Below are 19,644 nucleotides of genomic sequence, written 5' to 3' on the forward strand. Positions count from 1 at the left end.
TGAGGTTAATAATAGGCCAATTGCCAATAATAAACTGCAAACAGGCATCTATTACCTGCGAAACTAGAATTTACATCTGTAAGTAGTAAATAAAACGCTGATTGTGAACTCTACGGTCACATATTGGTCCTTGTCCCGGCTGTTTCCCCGCTGACGTCCGGCAACTCCGATACGGTCCCCGGTAGCATATGAACGGTCCTGCAGTAAATAAGCGGTACTGTTAGCCGGGAATACGGCAGATCCGGCATAAGTAGTACTTACATCATCCAGGTAATCTGTGTTGGTGAACCGGTATAATACTTCCAGCCCGGCATTCACCTTCCTGGAGAGATTATATTTAAAACCGCCTCCCACCATGAAAGCAGAAGATACCAGACTGTAAGGCTTACGGTCGGGATACATGGCTGTACCCTGTCCTTCTGTGCCCAATGGCTGCAAATGATACTTTTTGCCACCCAGGTATGCGTAGGGATTGAAATAGAAGAGAGAGGCTCCTCCTGTAAAATATGGGGTAAACCGGTATCCCAGGCTGCCTGGTTCAAACCGGAAGAAATTAAAATCACCCTGTAGCCCCAGTTCCCATAAATTGGTATTGAAGCTCAGGTTACGCCGCTGCTGGAAATCATTCTTGTTATATACATCCGAATAACCCAGTTGCATAAAACGGCCATGCACCCTTACACCCACATAATCATTCATGTATTTGCGGTAAAAGATGCCAATTGATGGCTTGGGAGCATTGATAGCCCCCCGGGTATTTAAATCCCCGAAGTAATGTGCGGCGCCTACCGAAATACCTAATTCACCGGTATAGGATAGTTCGTTCTGAGCAAAAGCAGGCATCATGAACAGGGAACCCACTGCGATGAGGCTGATTTTGATTAAACGTTTGGAGTAAAAGAAAGGTATGCCCATAAATCCGTTCTGCTTAAACGCAATGATTCCTTTAAACGCAATAATACCCGCTTTTGGTATTACGAAAAGTAATCAAATGTAATAATTTTTTCTAATATGCTAATTCTCAAATGTGCAGAAGGTGTCCCCGGCAACGTAATTCTTTTGGCTAATTCGGCGTATACGCTATTTAAGCGTATTTCTCGCATCTATCCCCCACAATAACTTGTTCCGCAAGGTATGCAGAAAATTGCTATCGTCAAGGCGCACAAGGCTCAGACTAAAGCTTTCTTTTTTTATCGCCAGCTGTACGGTATTATCTATTGTCTCCATCCTGGAGTCCAGCGTGCATAAAAACTGGTCGCTACGACCCTCTACTTCAAACGAGATCACATGATTATCAGGGACTATGATGGGGCGTACATTCAGATTATGAGGGGCTACCGGCGTAATCACAAAACTACCGGCTTCAGGGAATACTACCGGTCCCCCGCAACTAAGGGAATAACCCGTAGATCCGGTAGGCGTGGCTACGATCAATCCATCGGCCCAGTAAGTATTCAGGAATTCTCCGTTCAGGTAAGTATGGATCTTCACCATCGCAGAGGTATCTTTCTTATGAATGGTAAAGTCGTTCAGCGCATAGGGCACATCCCCAAAGAGTCCTACATTGGAGTCCAGGTGCAGCAATGCACGTTTGTCCACAATGTAGGTACGCTGTTTTAATGCCTGTACGGCCGCATATATCGCGCCCTTGCCGATACTGGCAAGGAAGCCTAAACGACCAAAGTTGATGCCCAGCACCGGGATGTTCTTATCCCTTACATAACACACCGTATCCAGCAGGGTACCATCCCCTCCCAGGCTCACCAGGATATCCGCCTTACCGTAAAGGTCCTCCGACTGCGCAAAAGTAACCGGATCTTTCCCGAACTTGATGTGCGGTTCCAGTGCCCGGAAAAACGGGTCATATATAATAGTGTCAATCTCCTCCCGTTGCAGTTCATCCAGCAACAATTGGATAATTGGCAAATCCTCTTTAACAAAACCCCGGCTATATATGGCAATTTGCATAATCTGTCATTAACTCAGCTACATGTCTAATTTAGTGTGTAAAAATAGCCCTTTTTGCCCTAACTGGTTTATACTATACTCTATTCTCAGGCAGGAATCATAAAAGGAAACTATGTCTAACCCTACACCACCTGTATATAAAAAACGGTTGTTCAGCATACCGTAACCATACCGCTTACTGTACGCATACCCTGCGTCTCCGTAAATCTTCAGCATCAGCCGGAAAGGCACCGCACTAAACTTCTTCGGCACCACCGGCAGGTTCACTTTAAAATTCATCAGCTCCTGCCGTAAAGTAGATTTCGCAATGAAAAAACTGGTGCCATCTACCACAAAATATTCCAGCCCCCGCAAATAATCCTCCTGATAACCAATCGCTTTCTGGTCCGCATAAGGCGCATTACCGGTAAACTTTACCTGCGATCTTAATCCCAGCGCTCCATACGTTTTATTCGCCAGCTGCCAGTACCCGGCTATTCTTAACCGTAACCTTACATGGTCTATATCATCCAGGGCACCTATCCCCATCTTCTCGGCCTCCGCCTGCAACAGCACTCCCTTTAAGGGATAGGTCCAGCTGTCAGCCTTCCTGTAACTGATACGGTACATCAGGTTCAGGTACCTCGCAACGGTATGCCCCTCCCCTAAATAATCAGGATTATAGATAGCCACTGAATCACTGACCTTCTCATAGTTATACGTCAGAAATACCTGGTGACGCGTATTGATGGCCTTCCGGTAACTATAACTCAGTCCTACTGAATATAACTGGCGGATAAACTCATTCTGCTTAAAGAAGTGCTGCCTATTCTCAAAAGTACTATCGTTTATTTCCCGGTTACGGCTATAGGAGAAGATGAAACCCACCCCATGCCGGAATGATTTATCTACGTAAGGTAAATCGTAAGAGAGGGCTACCCGCTGAGTATACCCCATTTGCAACTCTGCTCTTACTTCATCATTACGCCCGGTAAGATTATCCTGGAAAAGGCGCACGCCAAGGTTCACCCGGTTCAGGCTGTGTCCCTGCTCTACCCACCACTGGTTAAAGTTACGGTCGGCCAGTTTGAAAATAGGTATCGGGAATGTGTACCATCGCTCCCACACATCAAACACAACATCTACATTGTTATCACGCCAGTTCTTTACGTTTACGGTAACATTCAGAAAGAGGGAGAGATTTAATAACTGTTTACGCTTTTGGTCCAGCGTACTGCCCAGATCCCGCAGCCACAAGGTATCTCCGGGAAAAAGGCCCAGTTCCCGCAGTATCACATTGGTCCTTGTTTTCTTATTGCCAAGGACGACCACATTCCTTACTACAACGTAATTGGTATCTCTGCCGGCCGGAGTTACCTGGCGGGAAACCCCCTTGCAAAAGAACAGGGCAGAAAATATAAAAGAAAGGAGAAGTGCCTTTTTGAAAGCCATAAGAGGCAGTAAAATAATGAAAAAAGCTTAATGCAAAACGCGTGCTGCGTACTACATTAAGCTCCTTTCCTGAATATTTTTATCATTACATGCTGATGTAATTCATCAGCAGATCATAATTCTTTTTAACAAGATCCTCTTCCTGTTCCTCAGTAACGGTGTATTTAACAGCGTAGTTGAAGCGTTCGAAAGTAGCCAGTAATCCCTGTAACTCCTGACGATTTGTTTTCAGTAATACTTCCAGTCTGCCGGAAACAGGATTGGTAATAGTATTTACACTCAGCAGTGTTATGTCATTTGATTCCGCAATACGGGCAATTTCACTCAGACTATAATCGCGCGGGTCCATATCCAGCGCCAGTATCCCCCCATGTTCCTTTACTCCGTTGTATTGGCCCAGTACACTCAGCAGGTTGTCCTTTGTAAGCACACCCAGGTATTCATTCTCACGGCTGATTACAGGAAGTGTGGATAATTTGAGATCATTGAAAAGTTTCAGTGCCTCATAAAAATGCGCATTCTCCATAATGGCCGGCTTAGAACCATTATATTCCATATTCTCAAGGTGAGTCTCAGCGTCTTCCAGGTCCATAATATCATCTTCCTCTACCAGCGCCAGGTACTTGTTCTCCAGCACCATGGGCAGTTGTGTAAGATGATATTCATTCATCAGGCGCAAAGCTCTTGCCCCCGAATCCAGTGGATGCAGAACAGGAACTACTGTTGATATGAGATCACGTGCAAGCATTATTTTTTGCGCTATTGTTATACAATAATATGAAAAGAATCGCGAACGGTCAATTGAGAATTATGAATGGACATGCCGCTGTACTTATATACGTAACGATGGGAATTAATGGTTTGTTACATATAAATACAGATAAATGTATATAAAAATACCAGGCTGATCATTGAAAGTCCCCCACCCCGGGTGATATGCTACTTCTTAAGTTTCTCCATGAAAGGATGCAGGATCTTGTTAAATTCTTCAGGTTGCTCCATCATAGGAGCATGTCCGCACTTATCAATAAAATGCAGTTCAGAATTAGGGATCAGTTTATGGAATTCTTCGCCCACCATAGGAGGCGTAACAGTATCATTCAGTCCCCATATCAATAGGGTAGGTATCTTCAGTTCTCTCAGCTCTTCACCAAGGTTATGCCTGATAGCAGATTTTGCCAGGGTGATGATCTTTATAACTTTTAAACGGTTCGTAGTAATCTCAAACACCTCATCCACCAGTTCTTTGGTAGCCATGGCCGGATCGTAAAAAGTAAGTTCTGTCTTTTTACGGATGTAATCATAGTCTCCCCTTTTAGGATACGTTTCACCCATACCATTCTCAAACAAACCGGAGCTACCTGTCAAAGTCAATGATTTTACCGGTGCTTCCGGATGCTTTAACAGATATACCAGCCCAACATGACCACCCAGTGAGTTACCCAGTATATGTATGTTCGTATATCCCTGAGACTCAATGAACTTATGTACATATTTTGCGAGGCCGGACACGGAAGTATCCAGGATGTTCAGGTCAAACAATGGCAACATAGGTACCACTACCTTGTTAAATTGACGGAAGTACTCTATTAATCCTCCAAAATTACTCAGTGCACCAAATAGTCCATGCAGTAATATTAACGGCTCCCCCTCTCCTTCCTCTACGTACTTAAACTTTCCCTGTGTTTTAATTTCGTAAACCATTGCCAAAGCTTGAAAGTCAATTTTGCGCTAAAATAATTCTTTTTATTAATTCAAATAATCTTTGAAGCGAGCTAGGTAGCCTGCATTTCCTTTGCTGCATTATCAAAAAAGGATTGCAAACCGGCAAACATATCCTTGAAAAGCGGAATGACCTTACCTAAGCCATTCATCACCGCAGGGCCCAGGTGCTCAATGTAGGGATAAACTACGGATTGCATTTTGGTTTCAGGACTTAACCAATATAGTTGATTGGCAATCCATAATAGGACACTATATGCAATGATAAATATAGCACTATATAATATAATTCCGCCTAATTTGTTTAACCAGCCCATCATTGCCAGCTCTACCAGCGTTTGCATAAGTGTGGCTCCCAGCCTTACCAGCAGCACAACCCCTACAAAAAGACTAATGAAACATAAAACAGGCAGCCAACGGGTGTGGACCTGCCAGTGCTGCTGCGCATACAGTACAGCTACAGTTGTAAGTTTAAGCGCAGCAGCCATGCCTATCGTCACCGCTACAAAAGAAAATACGGCTACTATCAGGCCACGGCTGTACCCCTTATAGATGGCAAAGACCAGGATAATGGCAAAAACAATGTCGATTCCCATAGATTGATTAAAAATAGTCCTGCTTTACCTGCTCTCTCTTTGCTTATTTAGCCAATAACTCCTTCACCAGTGCTGAAATAGCTTTCCCATCCGCTTTACCAGCCAGTTGTTTGGAAGCTACGCCCATCACCTTACCCATATCAGCCGGAGAACTTGCGCCCGTAGAAGCAATAATCGCTGTAATCTCTGCTCTCAGCTCATCTTCACTCATCTGCTTAGGCAGATATCTTTCTATTACTTCCAGCTCTTCTTCTTCCTTTTTAGCCAGGTCTTCCCTGTTCTGCTGACGGAAAATTTCCAGAGAATCTTTACGCTGTTTAGCCAGCTTTTGCAGCAACTTGCTTTCATCTGCTTCGGTCAGATCTGCTCCGGCACCTTCAGATGTTTTCACGATCAGTATCGCTGCTTTGATAGCACGCAATGCACGCAAATCAGCTTCTGCTTTTGCAAGCATAGCTGTTTTGATAGCCGCATTAATATTTAATTCTAATGACATAAATGGTTGTTTTTGACTGAATGTACAAACAGATTATTTCTGTTCTTCCTTCTGTTTCTCCTCAAACTTCTTATAGAAATCCTTCGCAAACACACGCAGGTCATCTGCCATGTCTTTGTACGGAGTAGCACGCTGGTAAGTATCTGCCATCGTCATCATCGTCTGGAAAAAGAAATCCGCCATTTCATCCACCATCATCTGTTTAGTCCACAGATCAATACGTAATGCGGTTTTATCTGCGCCATCCCAGAAAGAGATCAGCATTGCCTTTGCCTGCTGGTAACGATCCGCTTCCGAACTGTCCGTTGCACGCCATTCTATCTTCTCCGGTACCCGGTCGTTGTCCAGTCCTACCTGGATCTGTATGGTAGATAATTTTGCCATAAATCTTGTTCCGATATTTTTGAAAACGCAAAGTTAGTATTAATTGATCAATCTTAGTCTACTATAACTATAGGATATTCTATATATTATCCCGTAAATCCTGCTACACTCAGCACTGGTAAAGGCCTGGCAGCGATCCTGCCCAACTGCCGGGTACGCAGTTCTTCATCTTTATATAACAGACACATCTTATCGGCCAGGTCTTCCAGGCTCTCCGGATCAGTATACAATACAGCATCGCCTCCGGCCTCCCTGGCCGCCTGTCCTTCCAGTGCAATTACCGGCACCTGGCATTGCAATGCCGCATACACAGGCATGGCCATCCCTTCAAAACGGGACGTATATATCAAGGCATAAGCGCCCGCTACCGCTCTGGATAATGTGGCCTGGTCAGCATCCTTCAGTAATACCACGTCATCGCGGTACTTATAACTGGATAAAGACCCTGTTATCTCCGCACCGGCAGGAGTACCGGCACCTGCCAGTACCAGTTTCATATTGGAATGTAATCTTCTTTTTAATGCAGAAAAAGCTTTTAACAAAGGCAGTATATTATTCCGGGGATGTAAACTCCCTACGGCTATAAAATACTCCACCCCCCAGGCAAATTCCCTTTTCACATCCTCCCGGTCCTGCCATTCCAATGGCTGATAGCTTTCCGGAATTCCCGGAGATACCAGTTGTACCTTATCGGCAGCATCCGGTGCATATTGCAGTACATCGTCTTTAGTTGCCTGCGACAATACCAGCACCCTTTGTGCCTTTTGAATATACTTAGCCGTATTCTTCTGAAGGGAACGCTGTACAGAGGGGCGCATACCCGCTACTCCATGCATAAAGCCCATATCCGTGATAAATAATTCAGCAGGGATCTTACTGCGCAAAGGCAAAGCCCCATCCATTCCCAGGTAAAGTTCTATTCTCTGTGCTTTTAATGCACGGGGTAATGTCCATTCCTGCCATAGGGAAAGTCTCCAGGCACTGTCACCTTTTAAAGGCAGCACCACCATAGCGGCATTAGACGGTAATTTTAAAGAGGAAGAAGGCGTTTTATCAAAGAAGAAGACAAAAGTATGTTCCGGATGTAACCGGCATAGACCTGTTAAAAGGGTTGTAACGATATTGCCTGTATCCGCTGCTGTATCCAGGGACATAGGACTGGCATTTACTCCTATACGCATAATTAACCTGCTTATTCTGCTGCCGCAAAGCTAATGAGAATTCGGTATAGATTCGTTTATCCTCCGTTCATCCTCCGTTCGTGAACGGAGGATGAACGGAGGATAAACGAATCTATACCGAATATCGACAGGTAACTATTAATTACCAATACAATAAATATAATAAGTCATTGCTTATTCAGCGGCCTTATTGGTGATCCAGAATGTTTTGGTCACTGTATTATTAGACTTTCCTACAGAAGTGATCACTACCGTCACCTTAACCGTACGGATAGGCTCCAGACCGGTAAGATTCACGTCTATAGTACCATTTGTAGAAGGTGCTATAAGATTCTGGGGGATAAGGATACCACCCGGATCAGTGATAGCGGTTACGACAACACTCACGCCCTGTGTAGGCATGGCAGAATTGACTTTAACCTGGAAGGTGTAAGTAGAACCGGGAGCTGCAGTGTATTGACCCTCAGTGACATTCACTAAAGTTACTGAAAGCCCTTCTTCCTGCGGAGCAGGGTCACCGGAATTGGAATTCTTTTTTTTACAGGCCGTAAAGGTTATAACTAGCAGGGCCAGAACAGGTAAAAGATATGATTTCAGAGGCATAGTAATAAATTCAGGATAAAGTAAAATTAAGAGTTTTTTTAATAAGAAGCAACCTTTACTGCCTTACATCCATGGCATCCCTCAACCCGTTACCTAAAAGATTAAAAGCCAGTACCATGAGCATAATAGCAACCCCTGGGGCTAATGCCAGCAATGGATTATGGGTTATAATAAAGTTATAGTTCTCTTTGATCATCAGCCCCCAGGAAGGCTGCGGAGGCTGTACCCCCACTCCCAGAAAGCTCAGGCCGGCTTCTACTACAATGGCGGTGGCAAAATTACCTGCCGCTACTACCATCACAGGCCCCATAATATTGGGTAAGATATGTTTCACAATCGTTCTCATATGGCCAAACCCCAGTGCCCTGGTGGCTTCTATAAAGGGTAACTCCCGCAAGGCCATCACCTGTCCCCTGATGATACGGGCCACATTCACCCACATCGTAAGGCCAACCGCTATAAATACCTGCCAGAAACCCTTGCCCAGCGCAAGCGTAATAGCAAATACCAGCAATAAGGTAGGTACCGACCATATCACATTTACCAGCCACATCACCACATCATCCGTACGCCCCCGGAAATAACCGGCTATCGCGCCCAGAAAAACCCCTATACTTAACGAAATGATAACAGCGATACAGCCTACACTCAGGCTTACCCGGGTACCTACCAGCAACCGGCTGAGGATATCCCGGCCAAATTTATCAGTACCCAGCCAGCAGGTATGGTGAATGATCTTATACTTACTGCTATAACGTTCTTCTATGGCAGTCTCCTCATCTATATATCTTTCTATCACCATCGTGTCCCCCGCAATACGCCAGCTACGCAAAGGGATGTAAGTCACATTATCTTCCTGCCCGTTCAGCAGGCGCTGAAACAAACCCACTCCGGCAACAGGCCGCTCTTTAGGCACTGCCAGTAAATCAATACTAAATCCGGGACGTTGTCCCCCTATCTCAAGCATCATCCTGTTAGCATAAGGAGTACCATCCGGAGATATCAGGTAAGCTACTATACTCAACACAATGGCGATCCCGATCAGCAGCATCCCCCCCACAGCGCCCTTATTACGCCGCAGCCTTGTCCATGCCTGACGGCCAAATGAAGATCTGATCATGTGTTACTTTACTTTTCTGCCTTTCCACTGGTAAGAACCAAACTTACCCAGCCAGCCAGCTACTACAATGTAAGGAATATGAAATAGTTGTCCGGGAATAAACCAGAATAAAAGGTCCGTTTTACGGAAAAACCGGGCTACGGGGATCAGGAAATAATATTCTACCGTAATCTTATACAAGAGGAAAATACCCAGCCAGGGACGCCATTCAGGTAATATTACCGCTACTATCGTCATAAACAACAACGCCACATTCCAGAAGTATACCAGCGCCAGCACCCACGTCAGCCGCCTGTCTTCATACTTGTCCGCTTTAGACGACCAGCGTATACGCTGATGCATAAATCCGTTAAAAGTATCTACCGGCAGGGTACGCACAATCGCATCATCATTCTTCAGATACAATACTCCCTGCGGATACTGCTTGTAAATCTTAAACATCAGCAGCATATCATCTCCCGAAGCAATATCATCTATCCCCTTAAACCCTCCTACTTCATAAAATACCTTCCGCTCATAAGCCAGGTTGGCGCCGTTACACATTGTGCCGGATTTCAGCGCTGCCAATGCGCCGGTAATTCCCTGCATCGTCATAAAATCCAGCGACTGCAACTTCTTAAAGAAATTATTCTCTTTGTAAAAACTTACCGGGGCTGCAATAAATTTCGGTCTGTACATTTCATAATACTGCACCATCGTACTGATCCACAAAGGTCCCATCACACAATCGGCGTCGGTAGTCATGATCAGGTCTCCCCTGGCCTGTTCCACCGCCATTTCAATCGCCTTTTTCTTGTAGGAATTCAGACGTTGTTCTGCACTCAGGTAACGGCTTAATTGTAATAAGCGAACATTGGAAGCAGGGAAATCTGTGACTACAGCGGCTGTATTATCAGCAGAGAAATCATCAATCACGATCACTTCAAACAAGTGCATGGGATAATGCTGGTCTTTCAATGCCTGCAGCAAAACAGGCAGGTTATCTTCTTCATCCCTTGCAGGGATAATGACCGTTACTTTTGTAGTACCACTTGTGGGTATCAACGGCGTAAACGGAGCCAGCCCTGTCCATCCGGAACCATAACGCAGCATCAGTAATCCGTAAATAACACCGGGAACAAAAAGTATAGCTAAAATAAAGTACATAGTTTATCATTCGTAATTATCCAGGATCGCTTCCCCCAGTTCTTCAGACAACAGCTGATGCCCTTTTTCCAGCACCAGCATTTTGCAGGGGAAAGTATTGTCCATAAAACGTACACCCAGTACAGGTGGTATCACACGATCATATTTACCAAATATCAGCAGTGTTTGTATCTTATATCGCGACAATAATTTTTTGCATAGCTTTTTATCAGGCATCATCTTCCGCATACAGGTCCACACAGTATACACCTTTTCTCTTTTTTCCAGCTTATTCATACTGTTTAACGCGAACTTATACACGCTTTCATTCAGCAGTTTTAACCGGTGCCATAATTCTAATAATCCGAAAAATAACTGTGGATGATAAGTAACATGCTTAAATAACCGGTTCCCTATAGCTGTCTGCGTTACAAACATATGCCAGGGATTATTTTTCAGTCCGTCCGGGGCCAGCAGATACAAACGCCGGATCTGTGGCGCCATATCCTGCAACACACATAATGCGACCCTTCCCCCCATACTATACCCCATCAGCGAAAAAGACGATTGCTGCTGCCTTTCCAGCACCAGCCGTATCACTGCCTGTATATCCTCCCTGGTAAACGCCCTTCCTTCATTCCAGGTGGTTTGCCCATGCAGTGGCAGGTCCAGCGATACCAGCGTAAATACCGTACCCATTATGCGGGCAAGCCGGTTAAATCCTGCGGAGTGCTCCCCGAAACCATGCAGACAAATCAACAGTTCTTCTCCCTCACCTTCGCAGGTGCCGTGAAAAAGGCTGTTTCCATATGTCAGAAAAAACGAAGACATCCCTGCAAAAGTATCAACTTTTGCCGTTTGACCTAAACTAAGTAAATTACGTTAAGACTAAAAATTTCACGATGGACGCAACCATAGAGAATAAACCCACTTTGAAAGGCGCAGAATTTCTTGTCAAAGAAAGCGTTGTAAATGAAGTATTTACACCCGAAGATTTTAATGAAGAGCAGAGAATGATCCGGGAGATGGCGGAGCAGTTCATTGCAAAGGAAGTGACCCCTATACTTGAGCGTATAGATAAGCTGGAAGAAGGTCTGATGCCTTCCCTGCTGGAAAAAGCAGGCGAACAGGGACTACTGGGAGCTCCATTTCCGGAAGAATACGGCGGGCTCGGTAAAGATTTCATCACCGCAACGCTGATCAATGAAGCCCTGGGCGCAGGCCATTCCTTCTCCGTAGCCATGGCAGCACATACGGGCATCGGTTCGCTCCCCATATTGTATTTCGGTACAGAATCGCAAAAGCAAAAATATATTCCTGCCCTCGGCAGTGGTGAAATGAAAGGCGCCTACGCCCTCACGGAACCGAACTCCGGTTCAGATGCCCTGAGTGCTAAAACGACCGCTAAACTTTCTGCTGATGGTAAGACCTACTTACTGAACGGACAAAAATGCTGGATTACCAACTCCGGTTTTGCTGATGTGTTCACCGTGTTTGCTAAAATAGACGGCGATAAATTCACCGCCTTTATAGTAGAAAAAGGTACCCCGGGCTTTACCCTTGGTGCTGAAGAACACAAGATGGGTATCAAAGGCTCCTCTACCCGTCAGATTTATTTCCAGGATACACCGGTTCCCGTAGAAAATGTACTGGGAGAAATCGGTAAGGGCCACCTCATCGCATTTAACATCCTCAATATCGGTCGTCTGAAATTATGCGCAGCCGCATTAGGTGCTTCCAAAAATGTAAACACCATTACTATTCAGTACGCTACCACCCGTGAACAATTCAAACAACCGATAGCCAACTTCGGCGCTATCAAACATAAACTGGCAGAAATGGCTATCCGTACCTGGACTTGCGAATCTGCCCTCTATCGTACAGCCCAGCTGATCGATGAAAAAGAAAAAGAACTGGTAGCCGCCGGTAAACCATTCAATGAAGCCGTATTAGGTGCTGCAGAAGAATACGCCGTAGAGTGCGCCATCCTTAAAGTATATGGTTCCGAAGTACTGGATTATGTAGTGGATGAAGGTGTTCAGGTACATGGTGGTAACGGTTTCAGCGATGAATATGTTATCTCCAAAGCATACCGCGACAGCCGTATCAACCGCATCTTTGAAGGTACCAATGAAATCAACCGCCTGCTTACACTGGACATGACACTGAAACGTGCGATGAAAGGTAAACTGGACCTCATGACCCCTGCCATGAACGTGATGAAAGAACTCATGAGCATTCCGGACTTCGGCAGCGATGATGAAACTCCTTTCAGTGCTGAAAGAAAACTGGTAAGTAACTTCAAAAAAGCCATCCTGCTGGTTGCTGGTGCTGCTGTACAGAAACTCATGACCAAACTGGATACTGAACAGGAATTACTAATGCACATTGCAGACATGGCCATCGAAACATTCGTTGCTGAAAGCGCCCTGCTGCGCCTGCTGAAGAGAATAGAAATTGAAGGCGAAAGCGCGAATGCATTACAGGCAGATATCGTTCGTACTTACATCACAGATGCAGCAGACCGTATAAACAAATACGCAAAAGATGCCATCAATTCATTTGCAGAAGGTGATGAACAACGGATGATGTTACTCGGTATTAAACGCTTTACCAAAGCCGCTTCTTACAATACCAAAGAAGCACGCAGACGTATCGCTGATAAACTGATCGCTGAGAATAAATACATCTGGTAAAATATTATTTTCTATCATGCTAAAAATGCCATCCTGTACCAACAGATGGCATTTTTTCGTTTATTTGCTGTAGACAAGGATTATGAGGCGATTACTACTACTGTTACTAAGCATATCTGCCGGGACACAAGTGCATGCACAGGCATTCTTAAAAATGCATCAACCGGTAAGAACAGAAATCAATACCAGCAGCGCCAGGCAATACCTGGTAGGGCATACCTGTAAAGACTGTAAAGTGAAGTTGAACAATGAGAGCGTATACGTATACCCGACAGGCGTATTCGCCCTGCGTCGCGATCTGCAACCAGGCCAAACGACCATGACGCTTCACGTTACTGATCCCTCGGGGAAAGTAACTGTCAGAACCCTCAATTATTATTTTAATCCTCCTCCTCCCGTACAGGTAACCAGTGTCTTCCGCATTGATTATGCTACCATCACCCCAAAAGGCGATGTACAGCTATCTGACGGAGATACACTGCGTGTAAAAATAAAAGGCTTTCCGGGCTGCCAGGCTACCTGGATCAACAATACCCCGCTAAAAGAATTACCACCTTCCCGAAGCGGTGGCATAGCTGGTTTCTACGAAGGTTTTTATGTGATTAAACCTACGGACTCCCTGCGCTACGCCAGACTGACTATCTTCCTGAAAGATAAAAACGGCAATACTACTGCCTTACAAACGACCACTCATTATACCTGTCTGCTTAACCCGTTACTCTCAGGCCGTACCACCGATAATCTCACCTACCTCAATACCTCTCCTGAAGGAGATCGGCTGGGACCGGAGAAAATGGGTTACCTCGATGAAAACGTACTGCTGCATATCACCGGTAAACAGGACGATTACTACAAAGTAAAATTGAGCAGAGGAAATTATGCTTTCATACCGGAAGCATTCGTAGATACCGCTACACTGCCGGAGCCCATTCCGCTTAGCATTGTAAATGAAGCAAAAGTGTGGAGCGATGCAAAGTACGACTACGTTTCCGTGGGCCTCTCCGAAAAGCTGCCTTACCTAACTACGCAAACAGTAAACCCCGGTAAAATAATTGTAGATGTACATGGCGCTTACTCAGATCAGTCGGCCTTTATACCTGAAATGGGCAGTACAGCGGAAATCAGTCAGGTAGACTGGCAACAGGTACAACCAGACGTATTCCGTATGGTCATCTCTCTCAAACATGGCCAGCCCTGGGGTTATCAGCTTTATTACGACAGCAGCCGCCTGACCATCCGTATCAAACGCCCACCTGCTAAACTGGAACTGAAAGGGCTTACCATAGGCCTCGATGCAGGTCATGGTGGTACTAATGTGGGGGCGCTTGGTGCAGTAGGCATTTATGAAAAGCAGATGACCCTGGCTATCGTACTACTGGTGAAAGATGCCCTTGAAAAAGAAGGCGTACGTGTACTCACTACCCGCACTACTGATAAATTTGTAGCAAATGAAGACCGTCTGGACTACTACCGGCAAGCAAATCCGGATTTACTACTCAGTATTCATCTGAATTCGTCCGGAAATCCGATAGACGTAAAAGGTACTGCCACTTATTACAAATGGCCGTTCTGCCAGCCTCTCAACTATTGCCTTCATCAACGCATGATGGAAGCTGGTCTTGGAGATTTCGGCAATAACGCCGACTTCAACTTTATCCTCAACCAGCCCACAGAATTCCCTGATGCACTTATAGAAACGCTGTTCATCAGCAATCCGGAAGATGAAATGCACGTGTTGGACGAGGGTTTCCGCCATCAGATAGCCGATAAGATCGTGTTGGGATTAAAGGACTTCCTGAAGCAGGCCGGTAAATAATTCCTTATCGCGTAAATCAATTTCCCGATACGATATAATACCAGGATAAGATTGTGTCAATTTTGCAGACGCAAAAACACAACTTATGAGACCGAGGAGCCTAAGGCAAACACTTATCCTGATATTCAGCTTATTTATTTCTTCCTTCGCTACTGCCGTAGCTAATGACCTTGAAGATAACAACGGTGCTATCAAAGGTAAAGTAATCACTTCTGATGGACATGCAGCTGCAGATGTAGCCGTAATCCTGCAGGGTACCAAATATGCTACAACTACAGATGGTTCCGGTACATTCTCTTTCCATAACGTTCCTGCCGGCAATTATCAGGTAGTGGTATCACTTACTGGTTACAGTAATGTAACAAAAGATATTGTCGTTGAAAGTGGCAAAACAACGAATGAAAGTTTTCAACTGGCAGTTTCAAGCAAACAGTTAGGTGAAATCGTTATCACCGGCAACCAGAATAAACTGGTGAAAAAATCCAGTGACTACGTTTCCAAACTGCCTTTACGTAATCTCGAAAACCCACAGGTATACAGCACCATTACTAAAGATCTCATCACACAGCAAATGGTCTTTACCGTTGACGATGCCATGAGAAATGCACCAGGTATCACCAAAATGTGGGAAGCGACCGGCCGTAGCGGCGATGGTGGCGCTTATTATACTTCGCGTGGTTTTGTGACACAGAGCCTGCTGCGCAATGGTGTAACCGGTAACGTATCTTCTAAAATAGATGCCACAAACCTGGAAAGCATCGAAGTAATCAAAGGCCCCTCTGCAACCCTCTTCGGAAGTACTTTAACTTCTTATGGTGGTTTGATCAACAGGATAACTAAAAAACCTTACGATCATTTTGGTGGTGAAATATCATATGCTGGTGGTACTTATGCATACAACCGTTTTTCTGCGGATATCAATACTCCTCTCGATTCTGCAAAAACACTGTTATTCCGTCTGAACACTGCCTATACCGATGAAGGCAGCTTCACCGACAATGGCTTTAACAAAGCCCTGGCTATTGCACCAGGCATCACGTATAAAGCAAGCGACAGATTAACATTCCAGTTTGATGCTGAGTACTTTTATAACAACGGTACCGGAAATCCTTTCTTCTTCTTCCCTTACTCAGGCGTCGTTAGCGAGGTGCTGGGTACAGACAGAGCAGACAAACTGCACCTTGATTATAACCGTTTATTCGCCAGTAAAGACCTCACACAGGTATCAAAGAACATGAACTTCTTTGCTACCATGAACTACAAAATTTCTGATCAGTGGACCTCTCAGACAGTATTCTCTAATACGAATAGCTTTTCTAATGGTGCCGGCCCTTACTTCTATTTAATGGCTCATGATTCAATATCACGCAATGATCAGTCTACCAATAACAGTCGTGTCAGTACGACCGAACTCCAGCAGAATTTCATTGGCGACTTTAAAACCGGTCGTTTTAGAAACCGCTTTGTTGGTGGCCTGGACGTCTTCTACCTGAATTCAGATCAGATATTTGCCGCTACAGGTTTTGATGCCATCCCTTCTCATGGTAACATTCCAACCTATAACGATTTCAACCGTGCGAATTTAGATAAGACATACCAGTCTCTTACTTATAACTACCAATATCCTTATATCTACAAAAGATATACTTACAGCGCTTACGCCTCAGATGTGCTGAATATCACAGACAACTTAATGGTACAGGCAGCACTTCGTGTTGATTATTATAACAACAAAGGGGATTACAGCAAAACTGCCGGCACCTACTCAGGTGGTTATGACCAGACAGCCCTCTCTCCTAAGTTTGGGTTTGTTTACCAGATCCTGAAAGATAAATTATCCCTGTTTGGTAACTACCAGAACGGATTCCAGAATAAAGATGGCAAAAACTATAAGAATGAAACCTTAAAACCAGAACAGGCTAACCAGCTGGAAGGTGGTGTTAAAATGGATCTGTTTGGTGGCAGACTGACAGGTACTTTAAGTTACTATAACATCAAAGTAAAAGACCTCGTTCGTACTTATACAGGACCCGATCAGAACCCGGTTACTGCCTATAACGTAATCCAGGATGGCACACAGGCAAGCAAAGGCTTCGAAGCTGAAGTAATTGCCAATCCTTTCCTGGGCTTTAGTGTTGTTGCAGGTTTCGCTTACAATGACTCCAAACTGGAGAAAGCAGATACAGACGAAGGTCGCCGCCCGGCTACAGCAAACGCGCCAATGTCTGCTAATCTGTGGTTAAACTATCGCATATCGCAAGGCGCCGTAAAAGGTCTTTCATTCGGATTTGGAGGTAACTACGCCAGCGACAACAAGATCGTGAACAGTGATGCACAAGGCGTATTCATACTGCCGGCATTTACAGTCCTGAATGCAAGTGTATCTTTCGATACCCCTAAATTCAGAATTGGTGCTAAGCTTGATAACCTCACTAACCAGAAATACTGGATAGGATGGTCATCCATGAATCCTCAGAAACCAAGAAGCCTTGTTGGTAGCATTGCATTCAAATTCTAACCAACCAATAGAACTGGGGAAAGCCTCTTACGCTCGTCGTAAGAGGTTTTTCTTTTTATAGCCCCGGCCATCACTTCTGGTTATGAACAATAACCTCAGGTTATCAGCACCTCCACAACCACCTATTAATCAACTATTTAATATTCTTCATTCTATCTAACACTAATGTATAGTCTACCTGATCAGTAGATTGATTTATATTTGCGAATGGTTTCATAGCTTTAAGGGGCGAAAACATTATAAAAATGGCAGATGAGATAAAAGCATTTAATGATTACCGGGCTAAAATGAATGAAGTAATCCTGGGTAAGCAGAATAAGGTAATCAATCGCCTGTTTAACCTGGATACCAATACTTATGCAGAAGGTGCATTAAGTACCAAAGTGAAGGAAATGCTGGGACTGGTGTCCTCTATGGTATTACGTTGCGATGATTGTATCAAATATCACCTGGGGAAATGTCATGAACAGGGGATCACTACGGAAGAAATGTACGAGATCTTTGCTGTAGCAAACATTGTAGGCGGGACTATCGTTATTCCTCACACAAGAAGGGCAGCTGAATATTGGGAAGCGTTACAAAAACAGGCATAAGTATTCCTGATTGCGTAACCTTCAAACAGCAGACAATTCGTAACTTTGCAATCCGATAACAACTTATTTATTATAAAATATACAAATGTCAACAGCAACTATAGCTCCGCAGGCGTTAACAGCGAAGGATTTTGCAACAGACCAGGAAGTACGCTGGTGTCCGGGGTGTGGAGATTATTCTATATTAAAGCAGGTACAGACTATTATGCCCGGACTGGGCATTCCTAAGGAGAATATCGTAATTGTATCCGGAATCGGTTGTTCTTCGCGTTTCCCTTATTATATGAATACATATGGCATGCACTCGATTCATGGTCGTGCCACCGCTATAGCCTCCGGCTTAAAAGCTACGCGCCCTGAACTGAGCGTATGGGTAGTGACCGGTGATGGCGACGGACTGTCTATCGGTGGTAACCATACCATCCATCTGCTGCGCCGTAACTTTGACCTTAATATCATGCTGTTCAATAACCAGATCTATGGTTTAACAAAAGGACAGTACTCTCCTACTTCGGAAGAAAATAAAGTGACCAAGTCCACTCCGTTCGGTAGTATAGACCATCCGTTTAATCCGCTGGCCCTGGCCCTCGGTGCAGATGCGACCTTCATTGCCCGTAGTATGGACCGCGATCCTAAACACCTGCAGGAACTGCTGAAGCGCAGTCATGCACATAAAGGCGCTTCCTTCCTGGAAATATACCAGAACTGTAACATCTTTAATGATGGTGCTTTCGAAATATTCACAGAAAAAGGCAGCAAACCGGAAGAAGCCATCTTTGTTGAACAGGGTCAGCCATTGATCTTTGGCGCTAACAAAAACAAAGGTATCCGCCTGGATGGTTTAAGGCCAGTTGTCGTAGAGTTGGGAGGAGAATACAGTGCAGACGATCTCTGGGTCCATGATGAGAAGGACTTCTACAAAGCACAACTGCTTACCCGTCTGTTCGATGATCCGCGTATTGAAGGTCACTTACCACGTCCTTTCGGTGTATTCTACCAGGCATTCCGTCCTACCTATGAAGATCAGCTGAACTTCCAGGTACAGGAAGCAACCGCTCAGAAAGGCCCGGGTAACCTGGACAAACTGCTGGCTGGCCGCGAAACCTGGACGATCAAATAAGCATACCAAACCACCAATGATAAAAAGGCGGAGCAGGGTTAACCTGCTCCGCCTTTATTTATATAGCTTCATGTTTATAGATGTTACTGATGGGCATTCCCATTTCAAGTTCCCGTACAGGATAATCGATACCACCTGTTAGTCAGGTTATATAGTGTGGATTGCATACTATAATTTACTTAAGATCCCCTATAACTCCCATATAAGCCCACCTTAAATAAGGTGGGCTTATATGGGAGTTATAGGGGGCTTATATGGGGCTTATATGGGGCTTA

18 protein-coding genes are annotated in these 19,644 nt (G+C 44.8%); 5 read left to right on the forward strand and 13 right to left on the reverse strand.

Going from position 1 to position 19,644, the window contains the following annotated elements; translation table 11 throughout:
- Positions 1–63: 63 nt before the first annotated feature.
- From porG to GO495_RS26190, 13 genes are all read right to left on the reverse strand, one after another.
- The gene (gene porG / locus GO495_RS26130; protein WP_157302905.1) at positions 64–915 is read right to left on the reverse strand and encodes a type IX secretion system protein PorG; all 852 of its coding nucleotides are present in this window, start codon (positions 913–915) and stop codon (positions 64–66) included.
- 165 nt (positions 916–1,080) lie between these two features.
- A complete protein-coding gene (locus tag GO495_RS26135; protein ID WP_157302906.1) occupies positions 1,081–1,968 on the reverse strand; it encodes an NAD kinase in 888 nt (295 codons plus the stop codon).
- Between the two features lie 18 nt (positions 1,969–1,986).
- Positions 1,987–3,399 (reverse strand): BamA/TamA family outer membrane protein, encoded by a 1,413-nt coding sequence (locus GO495_RS26140; RefSeq protein ID WP_157302907.1) that lies wholly within the window; start codon positions 3,397–3,399, stop codon positions 1,987–1,989.
- A gap of 85 nt (positions 3,400–3,484) precedes the next feature.
- Positions 3,485–4,147 carry a CBS domain-containing protein gene (locus GO495_RS26145; RefSeq protein ID WP_157302908.1) on the reverse strand — a complete coding sequence of 221 codons (663 nt, stop codon included), beginning with the start codon at positions 4,145–4,147 and terminating at the stop codon, positions 3,485–3,487.
- A 191-nt stretch (positions 4,148–4,338) separates the two neighbouring features.
- Entirely contained in the window at positions 4,339–5,103 is a 765-nt protein-coding gene (locus tag GO495_RS26150) for an alpha/beta fold hydrolase (RefSeq protein WP_157302909.1), read from the reverse strand.
- Between the two features lie 71 nt (positions 5,104–5,174).
- Positions 5,175–5,717, reverse strand: a complete 543-nt coding sequence (locus tag GO495_RS26155; protein ID WP_157302910.1) for a CvpA family protein — start codon at positions 5,715–5,717, stop codon at positions 5,175–5,177.
- A gap of 43 nt (positions 5,718–5,760) precedes the next feature.
- Positions 5,761–6,213, reverse strand: coding sequence for a GatB/YqeY domain-containing protein (locus tag GO495_RS26160; RefSeq protein ID WP_157302911.1), 453 nt, complete (start codon positions 6,211–6,213; stop codon positions 5,761–5,763).
- A 33-nt stretch (positions 6,214–6,246) separates the two neighbouring features.
- Entirely contained in the window at positions 6,247–6,597 is a 351-nt protein-coding gene (gene gldC / locus GO495_RS26165) for a gliding motility protein GldC (protein WP_089781982.1), read from the reverse strand.
- Positions 6,598–6,683: 86 nt separating this feature from the next.
- Positions 6,684–7,778 (reverse strand): glycosyltransferase, encoded by a 1,095-nt coding sequence (locus GO495_RS26170; RefSeq protein ID WP_157302912.1) that lies wholly within the window; start codon positions 7,776–7,778, stop codon positions 6,684–6,686.
- A 174-nt stretch (positions 7,779–7,952) separates the two neighbouring features.
- Positions 7,953–8,381: a hypothetical protein gene (locus GO495_RS26175; protein ID WP_157302913.1), complete on the reverse strand. Its 429-nt coding sequence runs from the start codon at positions 8,379–8,381 to the stop codon at positions 7,953–7,955.
- Between the two features lie 55 nt (positions 8,382–8,436).
- Positions 8,437–9,501: an ABC transporter permease gene (locus GO495_RS26180; protein WP_157302914.1), complete on the reverse strand. Its 1,065-nt coding sequence runs from the start codon at positions 9,499–9,501 to the stop codon at positions 8,437–8,439.
- Between the two features lie 3 nt (positions 9,502–9,504).
- Entirely contained in the window at positions 9,505–10,647 is a 1,143-nt protein-coding gene (locus GO495_RS26185; protein ID WP_157302915.1) for a glycosyltransferase, read from the reverse strand.
- Between the two features lie 6 nt (positions 10,648–10,653).
- Entirely contained in the window at positions 10,654–11,457 is an 804-nt protein-coding gene (locus tag GO495_RS26190) for an alpha/beta fold hydrolase (RefSeq protein ID WP_157302916.1), read from the reverse strand.
- Positions 11,458–11,528: 71 nt separating this feature from the next.
- On the opposite strand from GO495_RS26190, the gene GO495_RS26195 reads away from it, so the two are divergent.
- The 5 genes from GO495_RS26195 (at position 11,529) to GO495_RS26215 (ending at position 19,369) form a co-directional block, all read left to right on the forward strand.
- Positions 11,529–13,322, forward strand: a complete 1,794-nt coding sequence (locus GO495_RS26195; protein WP_157302917.1) for an acyl-CoA dehydrogenase family protein — start codon at positions 11,529–11,531, stop codon at positions 13,320–13,322.
- Positions 13,323–13,404: 82 nt separating this feature from the next.
- Complete coding sequence (locus GO495_RS26200; RefSeq protein ID WP_157302918.1) at positions 13,405–15,138, forward strand: N-acetylmuramoyl-L-alanine amidase; 1,734 nt, start codon at positions 13,405–13,407, stop codon at positions 15,136–15,138.
- 85 nt (positions 15,139–15,223) lie between these two features.
- Positions 15,224–17,656, forward strand: a complete 2,433-nt coding sequence (locus GO495_RS26205; protein WP_157302919.1) for a TonB-dependent receptor — start codon at positions 15,224–15,226, stop codon at positions 17,654–17,656.
- 245 nt (positions 17,657–17,901) lie between these two features.
- Positions 17,902–18,249: a carboxymuconolactone decarboxylase family protein gene (locus tag GO495_RS26210; protein ID WP_157302920.1), complete on the forward strand. Its 348-nt coding sequence runs from the start codon at positions 17,902–17,904 to the stop codon at positions 18,247–18,249.
- Positions 18,250–18,334: 85 nt separating this feature from the next.
- Positions 18,335–19,369: a 2-oxoacid:ferredoxin oxidoreductase subunit beta gene (locus GO495_RS26215; RefSeq protein WP_157302921.1), complete on the forward strand. Its 1,035-nt coding sequence runs from the start codon at positions 18,335–18,337 to the stop codon at positions 19,367–19,369.
- Positions 19,370–19,644: the final 275 nt, after the last annotated feature.

This window comes from Chitinophaga oryziterrae, from assembly GCF_009758125.1.
In the GTDB taxonomy this organism is placed as follows: domain Bacteria; phylum Bacteroidota; class Bacteroidia; order Chitinophagales; family Chitinophagaceae; genus Chitinophaga; species Chitinophaga oryziterrae.